The sequence below is a fragment of the Candidatus Zixiibacteriota bacterium genome (assembly GCA_029860345.1).
Classification (GTDB): Bacteria; Zixibacteria; MSB-5A5; order GN15; family FEB-12; genus JAJRTA01.
The window spans coordinates 67,866-81,512 of record JAOUBJ010000015.1 but is presented as its reverse complement, the minus strand read 5'-3'; the positions used below and the strand labels follow the sequence as shown (position 1 = coordinate 81,512).

9 protein-coding genes are annotated in these 13,647 nt (G+C 54.1%); 7 read left to right on the top strand and 2 right to left on the bottom strand.

Translation table 11 applies throughout. From position 1 onward, the window contains the following. Positions 1-480: 480 nt before the first annotated feature. From OEV49_14370 to OEV49_14355, 4 genes are all read left to right on the top strand, one after another. Positions 481-900, top strand: coding sequence for a hypothetical protein (locus OEV49_14370; GenBank protein ID MDH3892259.1), 420 nt, complete (start codon positions 481-483; stop codon positions 898-900). Next, positions 897-2,084 (top strand): hypothetical protein, encoded by a 1,188-nt coding sequence (locus OEV49_14365; GenBank protein ID MDH3892258.1) that lies wholly within the window; start codon positions 897-899, stop codon positions 2,082-2,084. Before OEV49_14370 ends, OEV49_14365 begins: the two co-directional genes overlap by 4 nt. Positions 2,085-2,229: 145 nt before the next feature. Further along, positions 2,230-2,775: a hypothetical protein gene (locus tag OEV49_14360; GenBank protein ID MDH3892257.1), complete on the top strand. Its 546-nt coding sequence runs from the start codon at positions 2,230-2,232 to the stop codon at positions 2,773-2,775. Between the two features lie 105 nt (positions 2,776-2,880). Then, positions 2,881-3,621, top strand: coding sequence for a PKD domain-containing protein (locus tag OEV49_14355; GenBank protein MDH3892256.1), 741 nt, complete (start codon positions 2,881-2,883; stop codon positions 3,619-3,621). Positions 3,622-3,681: 60 nt separating this feature from the next. On the opposite strand, the gene OEV49_14350 is transcribed toward OEV49_14355, so the two are convergent. Further along, entirely contained in the window at positions 3,682-3,978 is a 297-nt protein-coding gene (locus tag OEV49_14350) for a hypothetical protein (protein ID MDH3892255.1), read from the bottom strand. 30 nt (positions 3,979-4,008) lie between these two features. Between OEV49_14350 and OEV49_14345 the strand changes: the two genes are divergently transcribed. Then, positions 4,009-5,547 (top strand): fructose-bisphosphatase class II, encoded by a 1,539-nt coding sequence (locus OEV49_14345; GenBank protein ID MDH3892254.1) that lies wholly within the window; start codon positions 4,009-4,011, stop codon positions 5,545-5,547. Between the two features lie 215 nt (positions 5,548-5,762). Here OEV49_14345 and OEV49_14340 read toward each other — a convergent pair whose 3' ends face one another. Continuing rightward, positions 5,763-9,122 carry a T9SS type A sorting domain-containing protein gene (locus tag OEV49_14340; protein MDH3892253.1) on the bottom strand — a complete coding sequence of 1,120 codons (3,360 nt, stop codon included), beginning with the start codon at positions 9,120-9,122 and terminating at the stop codon, positions 5,763-5,765. Between the two features lie 693 nt (positions 9,123-9,815). Here OEV49_14340 and OEV49_14335 point away from each other — a divergent pair. Together OEV49_14335 and OEV49_14330 are read left to right on the top strand one after the other, a co-directional pair. Further along, on the top strand, positions 9,816-11,315 hold the full coding sequence (locus OEV49_14335) for an insulinase family protein (GenBank protein ID MDH3892252.1): 1,500 nt from the start codon (positions 9,816-9,818) through the stop codon (positions 11,313-11,315). Between the two features lie 13 nt (positions 11,316-11,328). Further along, positions 11,329-13,479 carry an insulinase family protein gene (locus OEV49_14330; GenBank protein ID MDH3892251.1) on the top strand — a complete coding sequence of 717 codons (2,151 nt, stop codon included), beginning with the start codon at positions 11,329-11,331 and terminating at the stop codon, positions 13,477-13,479. Positions 13,480-13,647: the final 168 nt, after the last annotated feature.

Below are 13,647 nucleotides of genomic sequence, written 5' to 3'. Positions count from 1 at the left end.
CGACATGACTAACCTTGAGCGCGACCCACCCGCCTTAAGGGTCATAGATTAATCTGGTGCGATGACAACTGTTGCCTGACTCTTGAGTCGAAGACTACCTGCTCAGTTTACCCGATGCAAGTTTTTTCCATTAGAAATACGTTAGTTTCGGCCATTTTGGCGGCAGTTCGTGTACGCCATTAGCAGAAGTAGGATTACCAAGGAACCTGCCAACTGGTTTCCGGGTTATGGGAATGACATCAAGGATTCTACATTCTTGAAAGCCCGTCGGCGAACCTCCTCCCGCGTCGGCGGGCTTGCTATTTTTCTACTCGCGGAACTACGACTAATTTAATCTTGTTTTAGTAAATACGAGCGGGCCGCAAAAGCAAAAAACCTTTGCTCTGGCCGTATTGTTGTGTATTATTCGGGGTAGGTTGGTAATCAGCCGTACTGCCTGCGGGCGGCGGGCGGCAAAGACATCTCGGAGGTAGACGCGTCATGACCGTGAGATTACTGAAGTTGTGCTTGATTGTAATGGGAGCCCTGTTAACGATCCATACAGGAGGGCCCATCTGGGCAGACGATGCGGCCAAGAGCGTCGAAGTGTTTGTGGATTTGGACGGCGACGGATTTGACGACAACGAATCCGATGTCAATAAAGACGGCGTACCCGACCAGGTCGTACCGGTTGTCGTACCAAAGATGCTGGCGTCGGCCGCTGATGTGTTTGGTGGCCAATCCACCGGACTGCCTTTCAAGCCGGTACTCTTTTCCAAGTCTCAGAGTTTTGGGCAACGGAAGTTCGTCACGCGTTCGGTCTGTATCTCCCGCTGCAGTTTGACGGCAGGTTTCATGAGTAACAGTGGGGAAGATCTGGTCGGTTCCGAAGCCTGTCCCGGCGGTAACTGCGGGATATGAGCAGCCTCCCCCCTCCGACCGGTCTCATAGTTCGGCTGGCGCTGGTGCTCTGCACGCTGGCCGCAGTCTCAGTGCAAGCTGACGTGGCAGTGGAGTTGAGCGCCAACGAAGGTTACAACGGCAACCTGTTCGATGTCGAAAACCGTGTCACCGATTACTCAACCGGTGGCCATGCCGGCCTCAGGTACTACCCCGTAAGCAGTCTCGAACTTTCCGGTAGCGGAGATTACAACCGCTACAAAGAAACATCCCCGCTGTCCAGTTTTGCACGAGGTTTGCAGGCCACCTACATTCCTTTGACGCCCGGCTCCAGACTGGCCTTGCACATCCAGGGTGAGTTTGAACGCAAGAGCTTCTCAGGCGACAGTCTGCAAGCGTACAATACCAACGCGTATGCTGTTATGTTGTCGACCGGTTATCAGTTCAGGCCGCGAGTGCACTTACGAGCCAATAGCTCCTGGCGGTTTACCGACTATACGGAAACTGTACCCGGTGACGGTGTCATCAACGATAAAATTGAACTGGACATCGTGGCCGGCGCTAATATCAATGTCTTCGGCTCCAACGCTCTTGATCTGGAAGTGGGAGCAGCCCAGACCAGATACGATGAAGACATTCTGGTCGAGTTTTTGAATTTCGAGACTCTCAGCCTCGACACGGCGGAAGTGTCTTATGGTCGAAGACTACGCACTCTCTACTTCTCTCCCACTTTCTCTCGACCTTTGGGGACTAAGTCCGGCTTGAACGTAACGGCGGCCTTCAGAAAGTTCGCATCGGGCGGAAATGTGATCGTAGCCGGAGCTGCCTCCGGTGTACTTGACCCCTTATCGCCGCTTTACGAAGGGATCGGCGTTTTCATGAAGATCAAGACCTTTCTTGTACCGAAATTGATTACTACTTTTGGCGTAGGTTATTGGGACAAAACACATCTGGCTACACTGGTGCTGGACTCAATACCGCACCCGCAGATTGAAGATGCATGGATTCCGGCCTACCTGCCACATGATCGTGAAGATGACCAGTCGCGTGCTTTTGTGAGCGCCCAAATGCCGATCCCCGATGGAATCTCAGGCTTTTATGTCGAGCCGTCTCTGCTGATATCGTATCGGGACAACTCTTCAACCATCAAGGAATACAATTACTACGGCTGGATGGTAACGGTGGGTGTGTCGCTGAAGCGTTGAGGGCACCGGTTTTGTGCTTGACTTGACAGATAAAAAAAGTATATTTCGTTCGATGTAAGTCGTTGTTAGAAAACGCTGAACACACTTATTGTGGACAATTAGGATTTACTTTATATAACGAGGCAGAGAAGAAGAGGAGACAACCATGAAAAGCGGTATTAGGTTCGCGGTCGTTCTCGCCCTGATTGTGGCGATTTCGATCATGCCGATGGCCCAGGCTTTTGACGCCACACCGGTGCCCGAGCTAATCGGCGATCCCATCGAACTCGTTCAGCCTGTGTCCGGCGGCGAGAAATCGCTCTATCAGGGGACATTACGGATCTATATGTCGGAGCCGGTGTCGCGCTACACCGACTTGAACAATGACAACTATGCTTTCGGCATGCTGGATTGGGCTGGCCCCACCGTTACACTGAGCATCAACGACCTTGAGGTGTACACACACGTGGTTCAGTGGGACGCCAGTGACAACGGGTTTTACAGCATTGATCCCGACAACCTTGTGGCCCAGTCGGTAGTGTTCAACGCCACCCCTTACACCCAGTACTCCGACCCGCCCTCGGGCAACCCGTTCTTTGCATACTGGGCCGAGGCAGCAGCCATGGCCGCACCGGGCGCTCCCGGTCAAAACATTAGCAATCAGGACTACACGCACACGGTGTTCGTGGAGGAACTGACGCAAAAGTACTGAGGGAGCTGTCCCGCAGCGCGGGTCGCGCTGCACGGTCTATACGGCGCAGGAACGTACAATTTCCTGTACACAGCTCTCGTTGTCAGTCACAATTCCAACGCCAGTATGCGCGGCAATGAACTCAATGCCGCCTGGACGCCCACGATTTATTCCGACGGCGGCCACCTGCTATATATCGGAACCTCATCCACCGCTATGCGCAACATGATCGGCACCTCCAGCCAACGCGTGGTACCCGACTTGGACCTGATAGTCAGAATGGAGCAAGTCGGTGGCACCGGTGACAACTATGAAGTCACGGTGCGAATCGGCAATGGTGTCTCGGCCAACAGTATGCCGGATCAACCGGTAGTCGATGCGGGACCGGACAACGGTGTCGATGGCGTCGAATACATGTTTGAGACCGCCACTTCCGATGTCGACGATGATGACCTACAGTATCAGTGGGATTGGGGTGATGGCTCCAAAGTCAGCGAGTGGTATGGTCCGTATACTTCGGGTGCACCCTGCACAATCGGTCATACCTACGCCGAGGGTGACTACGAGGTTATGGTTCGGGCAAAGGATGTTTTCGGAGCGCAAACCGAGTGGTCGGCCGTCCACCCCGTTCACATCCAGTGCTGCGTGGTGCGCGGCAATGTCGATGATGACGCCGGTGGAAACATCGATATCTCGGATTTGGTTTATCTGGTTGACTTCATGTTCACCGGTGGGCCTCCCCCACCATGCCCGGAAGCCGGTAATGTTGACGGCAGTATCGACGGCACTATCGACATTTCCGACCTTGTCTACCTGGTTGACTTCATGTTCACCGGCGGACCGCCGCCCCCGACCTGTGCTCCGTAAAGCATCAGGTTTCAATAGTTGACAATTTCGACCGCTCCTGTAATCCGGGAGCGGTCTTTTTTATGGTCGTCGCGCGATCTTTTCCGACACGCGATGGTCGAAATTCGACATCGAATCGCATAATAATGCTTGCCTGCCGCGCCACGGTTCGTTACCTGTTACAAACGCGAAGTTGACCGAGTTAGTGCCGAACGAGACAATCGACGGCCGGTTGTTGAACCTGAAACCAGGCAGAGCACATTTCCAATGAATAGTCAGTTGCGATTTGACATCGCCGATCAACGAATAGTATACGATGGACAGCGAGAGGTCCATGAGTTCAACGAAGATCGCATCATCGAGTTTAATCACCGCCATGGTACCGTCCTTAGGAACTGCGGCCTTCAATTGGACTCTGCCGCTGTGACGGTTATTTGCGACAAGTTTAACCTGCAATCAAACCTGGGAGCGCTACGCAATCGTCAATTGCGTGAATCCGCAATTGTGGCAGCGGCTCTCTCGGCCGTAGCCGTCGGACTCACCGGCCGCGGCAGTTTGAACAGAGTACCCAAAGAACAAATCACAAAGGAACTGACAAACTCTCTCAAAAGGGACAACGACCGAACGGCCGCCCAGGTCATGGCTCAGGTGCTTCAAACCACTACAGAGCGCTTACCCGTTGGTGAAGAGGTTCTCATTGAAAGCACCATAACCGAAGGAGTACGAGTCAAACCGGGTTACGAAGCGGGCGGCAATCCCACCATCGCAGTCGGAGCGCTGTTCGGAAAACCGCAACATAGGCAGCGCTACGGAACATCGATGCCGGCCAGCGTGACTTTGCTGTCGATGGGCAACGACGTGATCGAAGGCACCACCAAATCGGTGACGGGGCAGCACTCCAGTCTGACTGCCTTGTTTCTGACTGAGTCCAATGTCAAGCGTCACCTCCCCGACATTTATGTGCAGCGCTGGATGGCCGGGGCGTGGTTTCATGATTTCAACCCTCGTGAAATGAGTCTGGTCGACAGCGCGGCAGCCGTGGCCGCAGCCTATGGCATGTCTGAGGTAAACGAACTGAGCGCCTTCTTCCTCGACCGCAAACGACACTACCCGGCCATGGACCAACTGAATGAGGCTGGAATCACCACCCCCTATGACAAAGACGGCGACCTGTTTCCGGCGGTAGTTCTGGGTCACGAGGGAATCAGTTTCCCCAATGGACGAAGGCTTGACGCTATGATAGGCGAGATTGGCGGCTCGGCCGAGTGGGCGGTGGGGGTCCTGCCGCTGGTCTGGCGAGGCGGGCAGGCAATAGGTATGCTGACCAGTCAGTCGGCCTTGTCGCGAAAAGACCGGGACCCGGCCAAGCAGTGGAACGAGCGATTCAATTTTACCGAAGATGAATTCATCATGATTCAGGATGCCCGTTTCGAACACAAACCACACTTCACAATTCACGATATACTCGAAGACCCATTCGCGGGCGGTATCGCTGCCTTCGGCGCCATCACCGACAATTACTACCTGCCCTTGATGGAGGGTGTAAAAGCAGACCATGAAGCCGATTGTGTCACGGTCAATGTTTTCGTCGTCAACTCGATGGGCTTGATGGAATGTTGGTGTCTGCGTCTTAAGGCTGAGAACTCCCTTGAGCATTCAACCAAACTCTTGTCGTCGCCGAAGACGGACCTGACCGAACTCAAAGGTGCCGATCTTGAACGAGCTATTGGCGATCACCTCGCCGATGAGGATCGACGTAAACAATTCCGTATCTTCTTCAACAATGAATACTATCCGGCCATGATTCCCATGCGTGACCGGGTGGTGATGTTGCACCGCGTAATCGACGATCTGATAGAACGCGGCGCATTAGCAGAACTGGACAGCAAGATCGTAGCAATCACCGAACGACTGGCCCCTGAGTGGTTTGTGGAGCCGGGGGACTGAAGAATCTACAAACCTAGTTAATCGCACTTCACGTTCTGAGCATCAGCAAGCCCGGCGCATCGGATGACACGCCGCCCACACGGTCAAGCCGTGTTTCTCGCGCTTCGCGCGCCATGCCGCGAAGCCAGTCTTGTAGGTCAGGCCTCTCTTCTCATAGAGACCTGACCTCACGGAGATCTGACTTCAAGGGACTCCCTCTCGTCCAGAAAGTCCTTCTATTTCAGCAGCACCATCTTCCTGGTGTCGGTGAAGTCACCCGCTGTCAGTCGGTAGAAATAAACACCACTGGCAAAGCCTGAGGCGTTCCAGTCGATCCGCTCAAGGCCGGGACCGGAATGGTCGCTGAAGGTCTTCACCGTCTGACCGAGACTGTTATAGATAACAAGTTCATAGTCCACCGATGATGCCAACGCGAACGATATCGTCGCGACTGGGTTGAACGGGTTCGGGTAACTGGGATACAACGCGAACTCATCCGGCACCAGTTTGGTCGTCACTGGTCTGCCCTCGTAGGTGGCCATCTCCAAAGTCATGACGTTGCCGTCGATACCGCCGAGGAAGCCACCTGAGAACCGTCGATCCTTCTCCATGCTGTAAACGAGTATACGGGTCAGGTCATGATCGGCGTCGTAGTTGTACTTCATCTCCATCGACTCAGCCAACAGATGCGGCGTGATGGAACTCTGCACAACGACATAGGCTGCACCCATCTCGCCATCGACCGACAGCACACCGTTTGCAAGATCGGCCTTGGCCGGTTCCGGGGAGAGTTTAGGATACGGCGGGGCATCGCCGGTGATGATGCGAATCTGGTAGACCAGATCGGCTACCGACAGTGTGATACCATCGGCGTTAACATCGGAGGCCGCGATCTGTCCGTCGATGTTGACGTTGAAGACGGAGATACCATGCACGAAGTAATTGCTGTAGAGCACGGCGTCGGCCACTTCGTTGACCACACCGTTGAGGTTGATGTCACCGCGATCATCGATCGAGTCGGCACAGACAATGTCGATGCCGCCGTGGCGAAAACTGACACATCGTTTGGGGCCAGGCTTGTCTTCGCCGTCGCCGACCACGCATGAATCCGGCGTGCCCACACCGAATGGACGGTTGTCCTCGGGATAGATATCCCGTCTCAGTTCGTTCCACACCATGGTACTGTCATAGTCATATATCTTGGCCGTTACGAAAGCAGTATCACCGGTCACGCTTGAGATCAAGTTGTCGCCGCAATCCATCCAGTAGAACCTTATGGGAGCGTACTGACACTCCAGCGTACGGTCGTTCGACACTAGAAAGTCAAGCGTTGCTATGACCACCCCGTCCTCGTCCATACTGCTGTCAGGAGAGAAACATTGCGGGTGGTTGGGACCATTGTTGGTTTCAGCCAAACCAACCAATCTAATCATGCCGCTGGGACAGGCGTCACCACAGTTGCCGAAGGGACCTGTACGATACGTGAAGTACTCCCAACCGCAACTGTCGTAGAGAGCGGCTCCCGGCGTGGCTGACTGGAAGTTCATGGCCGAGGCATCATAGGCAATGAGCAGGTCGAAGGCGGCAAAGTCGTCGCCTGACCTCTCCATGACAACGTCAACCGTCTCGATTTGACCCTGGATAGTGCTGTGCGTTTTCTCTATGCGCATTGAAAACCCGATTTCGACCAGGACGACGGTGGTTGCCCTGATACCGGTCGTGTCGTGGCCCACCGTAATGGAGTTGAATCCGGCCTCGGCTGTATCGGGTATGTGAGCCGTGAATACTGCGTGGCCGGATGTATCGGTGTACACGTCTCCAATGTCGACGGAAGCGTCCTCGATGCTCAGCGTGAGTCTCGATTCGGGAAGCATGTAATCCACTTCGAGTGTTATCTTACCGCCGGCACAAGTAATTTCGGGATCGACCGTTACTTTCGGGGTGCTGGCGTCATCAAAGGTCAGGATTTCCGAGTGAGTCGTATCAGTCAAGCCGGTGGCCTGATCCCACGAAGCGGCCTTCATAATGACCCCACTCGTATCGGCCAGCAGCGAATCAGTTCTCAAGAGAACGCGTTCCATGAACTTGACCGTATCGGCAGTACCATCCTTGCGGGCGCCGACGGCGTAGATGGTAGAGATACTACTACTGCAACTGGCATCTGTAATCTCCTGGAATCCCGGACCGTCCTCCCATCGCCATATCCTGGCTTCCGCACTGTTGACTGTTCCGTTAATGTCGATACCCACCATTCCAACGATCTCGATGCCCGCCACAGTCGGCGCTCCGCTGAGACCGAGCCCTGACGGGTCGCCGCCGGTTAGGGTATCTTCATCGTTGTCGAGCATGAAGAAATAACTGGTGGTTGTGTTCAGATTATCCGGCAATTCCGGAACGATAATCTCAAAGAAATTGCCGCTGTCGGAACGCTGCACCAGCGAAACCACCAAAATGTTGATCTGCGGCGCACCCTCGTACAACGAGTCGGGCTCGAATAGTTCATCGAAAAAACGACCCCTGTAGATATCGCGTGGCAGGTCATTGCCGTCCTTGAAGCCCAGGCAAGTCAGGACAGAACCGAAGAAATTCCTGATCCAATTGGTTCCAAACTGGTACTTCTTCGCCCTGTTGCGCTGCCCCCTGTCCAGATGATCCCCTCCCTCGATTTGTCCTTGCATGAGGTTATCCGGTTCATTATCCAAATCAGGCAGCGAGAAAGTGTGTCCCAATTCGTGGGCATAGATCGTCCGTTCTGCTGCGTCGGCCTCGGTCTGATTTCCATACACGGTGAGGATCGTGGCCGGGTCGACGACTGCGCTCCAAGGCGCCAACGGGTTGCCGATGATAGCCCAGCCGATGTGCTCGGAGTGGGCACCGTTGTGATCGATAAAATCCCTGCAGTGCACCGTAATCGGCCCCTGTGGCCAAGTAGCGCTGGTGGTCAACAAGTCGGCCAACAGCATAGTGTAGAGAAAGTCGAGTCGATCGACGGCATCATCGGGATTGAGAATATCACCGGGTTGGCCATATAGGCCAACAGGATCGGCCATGGTCGGGTATCGCCGGTGGAACACGTTCAATGCAGGTTCGATATTTATCCGTGCCTCCCCTGACCAGATTCTGTCGGCCGCTCGAATCCGGGCCAGCATCACATCATTGAATGTTCCATCATTGACTGCCGGCGCCCCAACAAGCCCGACGGCGCGAGCCCGGACATGCTGGCCGATAAGGGCATTGAAGCAGGTCTTAAGCCAACCCAGAATCTCTCCCAGGATATCTTCCAGGAAGTCGACAAACTCCCGAAAAATGTTTCGAATCTGACGGAATAGATTGCGGAAGAAATTGAACAGTCTTCGATGAAAAAACCTGGACTCGTGGTTGACAGTGAATCCTGTGAAGGCCTCTTCACCTCCGTGATCACGATCCGCCGAAACCTCTTGGCCTGGGTCCGGTGAATTCTCCGTGTGCGCCCCATCGCTGAACAAAACAATAGCCAGCAGACTAAGTAAGACCATCATGATCGGAAGGGCTGCATGGCGCCTATTGGTTGATCGGATGAACCTCCAACATTGTTTGCGGTCACTCTCTTCAGTCACTGTATCCTCCAGTCGTTGCGGGATCATGAAACGAACGTTCCCTGTCCAATAGGTTCTCGGCAAGATTGACTCTACATCTTGTCGCCGTCTCGGCAATAAGGGGACAGCTTTGTCTGTTTAGGTCCTTGGCCGGCATCCTAGCCCGATGCCCACCGGCTGCACTGCGTATGGCGGTGTGCCCATTATCACAAACTCTGTTTGACTCCCCTCCTTTCTCATCCACCGCATAGCCTCAAATAGAAGCCGCAACAGATTCCATCAGGAGCATCCTCAGACCCCACCGTCCCACCACGGAACAGTGGCTATTGCACGTATAAACATGCGCTCCGGGATTATTGTTTTCATGCTGTAGGAATCCGGCGTGTTGTGAAATGCAAGATTGTGGATTCCTAATCTTCGTCCACCAGCAGCATACGGATTATAGACTCGCCTGTCAAGTACAAGTTCACCCAAAAACATCCTGTTTCCAGGCTTCGATGAGCAGTCGTGGCAACCAATGGCAATGTATCCCCCGGCCTGAAACATATACCACACAAATCCGTTTAACCTGCTGTGGTATTATGGCTACCCAAATGTGCGGGAGACGGCCTCTCCCCCAATTCCAACACCGGACTTGACAACCGGTGCTACTGGTCTTTTATTCGCATGCAGTTGAAAACAAATGCTAACCATAATTCGATCTCGGAGGATTCTATGAAAGGGAATTCCGTAAGGCTGTTTACTATTGTCGGTGTGATGCTGCTGGCAACAACAGCGTTTGGATTCGATTTTTCCATACTGGAAGAAACGGTCTCCGAACACACCCTCGACAATGGCCTGAAAATCATCGTAATGGAGCGCCATGAAGCCCCGGTGGCCTCGTTTGTGACCTTTGTGAATGTCGGCGGTGTCGACGATCCCAAAGAATACACCGGTATGGCTCACATGTTTGAGCACATGGCTTTCAAAGGAACCACCACCCTTGGCACTACCGACCTGGACGCCGAGCTGAAAGCTATGGCCGTTGAAGACTCGATCTGGGCGCTGCTGCGAGCAGAAAAAAAGAAGGGCCTCCTGGCCGATTCGGCGCGACTGGCCGAACTACAGCAGGCCTTCGACGATGCTATCGATGCCGCCAACGAGTATGCCGTTGACAACGCTTTCGATCACATTCTGGAAAAAGAGGGCGGCACCGGTATCAACGCCGGGACCGGTAAGGACCAAACATCGTACATCATCAGTCTTCCCTCCAATAAACTCGAACTGTGGATGATGATGGAGTCGGAGCGGTTTATCAATCCGGTGTTGCGCCAGATGTATCGTGAGCGAAATGTCATCACCGAAGAACGGTTGCAGGTGCTGGAGAACAACCCGATCATGCGCACCATCGATGCCATGGCCTCGACCGCTTTCTCGGCCCATCCGTATGGCATCTCGATTGTCGGTCACATGTCCGATATCAAAAACTACAACCGCAAGACGGCGGCCGATTTTTACGCCAGGTATTACATTCCTTCGAACATGATTCTGGCTATTGTCGGCGATGTGAATCCGAAAGAAGTTTTCAAGCTGGCCAAGAAATACTGGGGCCGCATTCCATACGGCGACAAACCCGAACCGGTGGCCACAATTGAGCCGCAGCAAAAAGGTGAGAAAACTGTAACGCTGGGTGATCCGGCACAACCACTCTTTGCCGTGGCCTACCATGTGCCGCAGGGAACCCATCCTGACTGGCCGGTGATAGAAGCTATCGCCGACTATCTTGGTTCCGGTCGAACTTCGCTGTTGTACAAGAACCTTGTCAAGGAGAAGAAAATCGCCTCCAACGTCGGCGTCTTTGCCGGCTGGCCGGGGAACAAATATCCCTGCCTGGCCTTCGCATACGTTATGCCGGCTACCGACCACACCAACGAAGAATGTGAAGAGCAGGTATTTGCCGAAATCGAACGGTTGAAAGAAGAATTGATCCCGGTTGAGGAAGTAGACAAAATCAAAGCGCGGGCCAAAGCCGGATTCGTGCGAGGTCTGCGCAACAATTTGGGCATGGCCAGCCAGTTGGCCTACTTCGAGAATGCCTGGGGATCCTGGCGAGACATGTTCAAGGAACTCGACCGGATCAACAGCGTCACACCGGAAGACATACAACGCGTGGCCAAAGAGTATTTCACAACAGAAAACAGGACCATCGCCAAACTGAATACGGTTGAAGGTTAGCAGGGAGCACAAAATGAAAACCAGGAAACTTGCCCTAACAGTAATCCTTGGCGCCTTCCTGCTGATCCTTGTGGCATCGGGAGTTTGGGCGCAGGATGTCGACAAACTGAAATTCCCCAAGCTGAACAAGCTGGAGATACCTCAGACAGAGAAGGTAACGCTGGACAACGGTATTCGATTGTACTTCCTCGAAGACAAATCGTTGCCGCTGTTCAATGTCCGAGTTCGCATGAACGTCGGTAGCTATCTTGATCCGTTCGACAAAGTAGGTCTGGCCTCTATCTGCGGTTCAACCATGCGCACCGGCGGTACTCAAAAATGGACCGGCGACGAGATTGACGAGATGCTGGAAGGGATCGGCGGCTCGGTCGAAGTCGGTATCGACGACATTTCGGGAAGTGCCGGAATCAGCGTTCTCAGTGAATACTCCGACCTGGCGCTGGAAGTGCTGGCCGAAGTGTTGCGTCGTCCGGTGTTCGATCAGGACAAGATCGACTTGTCCAAGATGCAGGAACGTTCCGGAGTCTCGCGACGCAACGACAATCCCGGCGGCGTGGCGCTCAGAGAATGGCGCAAACTGGTCTACGGCCCGGACTCACCCTTCAGCCGTCACACTGAGTATGCCTCGATTGAGGCCATCGCACGGGACGATCTTGTCAACTTCCACAAGGCCTATGTCGCCCCTGAAAACATGCAGATGGCCATTATCGGCGATTATGATCGTGACGCCGTTATGGCCCTGCTCGATCAGTACTTCGGTGACTGGGCTCAGTCCGGTGTACCGGTGCCGCCTCTGCCGAAAGTAGATTACAACTGGCGCTCCAAAGTCTACTATGTCGAGAAGCCGGAAGCGGCCCAGTCTTATGTCCGTATCGGGCACCTCGGTGGTTTGGTGACGGATGACGATTACGCCGACAAAATCGTGATGAATGCGATTTTGGGCGGAGGGTTCGGTAGTCGCCTGACAGATGCCGTGCGCACCCAGATGGGTCTCGCTTACTCGGTAGGCGGTCGTTATATCTCAAACATCGCTTACCCCGGATACTTCTTTGCCGTCGGTTCCACCGGCCCGGAGAACACGGTCAAAGCGGCCAAAGAGATGATTAAGCAGATCAAATCGATGCAGACTCGCGGACCGTCGGAAGAAGAGATGCAGAAAGGTAAGGACGGATACCTCAATTCGTTCGTGTTCAACTTCGACACCAAGCAGGAAGTTGTGACGCGGATGATGACCTACGATTTCTATGGTCTTCCCGAAGATTTCCTCCAACAGGAAAAAGAAGGCGTCGAGAAGGTGACACCCGAAGATGTTATGGAAGCAGCCAAACGCAACCTGCATCCGGATTCGATGATGGTTCTGGTGGTCGGCAACGGCGAGGCTTTCGACGAGCCGCTGGAGTCGCTGGGTTTGGGCCCGGTTGATACCCTTGATATCACCATACCGCCCGCCGTAGAGGAAAGCCAGGTGGTCATCACACCTGAGTCTCTGGAACGCGGCAAGGGTCTTCTGGATCAAGCGGTGGCGGCAACAGGCGGACTGGACAATCTCAAAGCTGTCCAATCTGTGCATCAGAAGGGCACCATGACACTCGTCATGGGTCCTCAGGAAATGCCGGTCGGGGTAAAGACGATTGAAGTCCTGCCCGACAAACATCGCAACGAGATGAATCTGATGGGCCGAAATATCTTTGAAGTTCGCAACGGTGACGTTGGATGGAAGACCAATCCGATGACCGGCGAACTGGCTGAGATGTCCGGCGATGAGATTGCCAAAGATGACGAGAGTGTTGCCCGCAATCTTATCAATATTCTCTCCCATGCGGACAACCCCTATTACCAGGCAGTGTACAACGGCGACGGCGAGGTGGCCGGAACGGCTGTTGACTGGGTCGCGATCATGGGGGCCGACGGAGAAGCGATATGCCAGCTTGCACTGGACGCCGCCGATCATCATCTGGTTGGGCAGAAATACTGGGGTGAGTCGATGACCGGTGAAGGCATGCTCGAAGAAGCCATGTCGGACTATGCCAGCGTCAACGGCGTCCAGATGCCGATGAAGACCGTGGTGACCATGGACGGTCAGAAGGTCATGCAGGTCGTGGTTTCGGAGTGCGTGATCAATGGCGAAGTGCCTGCCGACGCCTTCGACAAGCCTACGCCGTAGTTAACCCGCCTACAATTGATTCCAAAAGCCGACCTCTCGTGGGTCGGCTTTTTTTGTGTTTGGTTACAGAGGTTTGTGGCACCGCAGATCAGAATCCCCGCGACTTCGACATCCTGCGGAGCGGGATTCCTCATAAAAGAAGACGGACCCCGGCCGTCGGGAGCGTTG

What these genes read in the sequence shown, in the direction of transcription:
- OEV49_14370 (MDH3892259.1), top strand. Translation starts at nt 481, where the DNA reads ATGACCGTGAGATTACTGAAGTTGTGCTTGATTGTAATGGGAGCCCTG.
- OEV49_14335 (MDH3892252.1), top strand. Translation starts at nt 9,816, where the DNA reads ATGAAAGGGAATTCCGTAAGGCTGTTTACTATTGTCGGTGTGATGCTG.
- OEV49_14350 (MDH3892255.1), bottom strand. Translation starts at nt 3,978, where the DNA reads ATGGCGGTGATTAAACTCGATGATGCGATCTTCGTTGAACTCATGGAC.
- OEV49_14360 (MDH3892257.1), top strand. Translation starts at nt 2,230, where the DNA reads ATGAAAAGCGGTATTAGGTTCGCGGTCGTTCTCGCCCTGATTGTGGCG.
- OEV49_14355 (MDH3892256.1), top strand. Translation starts at nt 2,881, where the DNA reads ATGCGCGGCAATGAACTCAATGCCGCCTGGACGCCCACGATTTATTCC.
- OEV49_14365 (MDH3892258.1), top strand. Translation starts at nt 897, where the DNA reads ATGAGCAGCCTCCCCCCTCCGACCGGTCTCATAGTTCGGCTGGCGCTG.
- OEV49_14330 (MDH3892251.1), top strand. Translation starts at nt 11,329, where the DNA reads ATGAAAACCAGGAAACTTGCCCTAACAGTAATCCTTGGCGCCTTCCTG.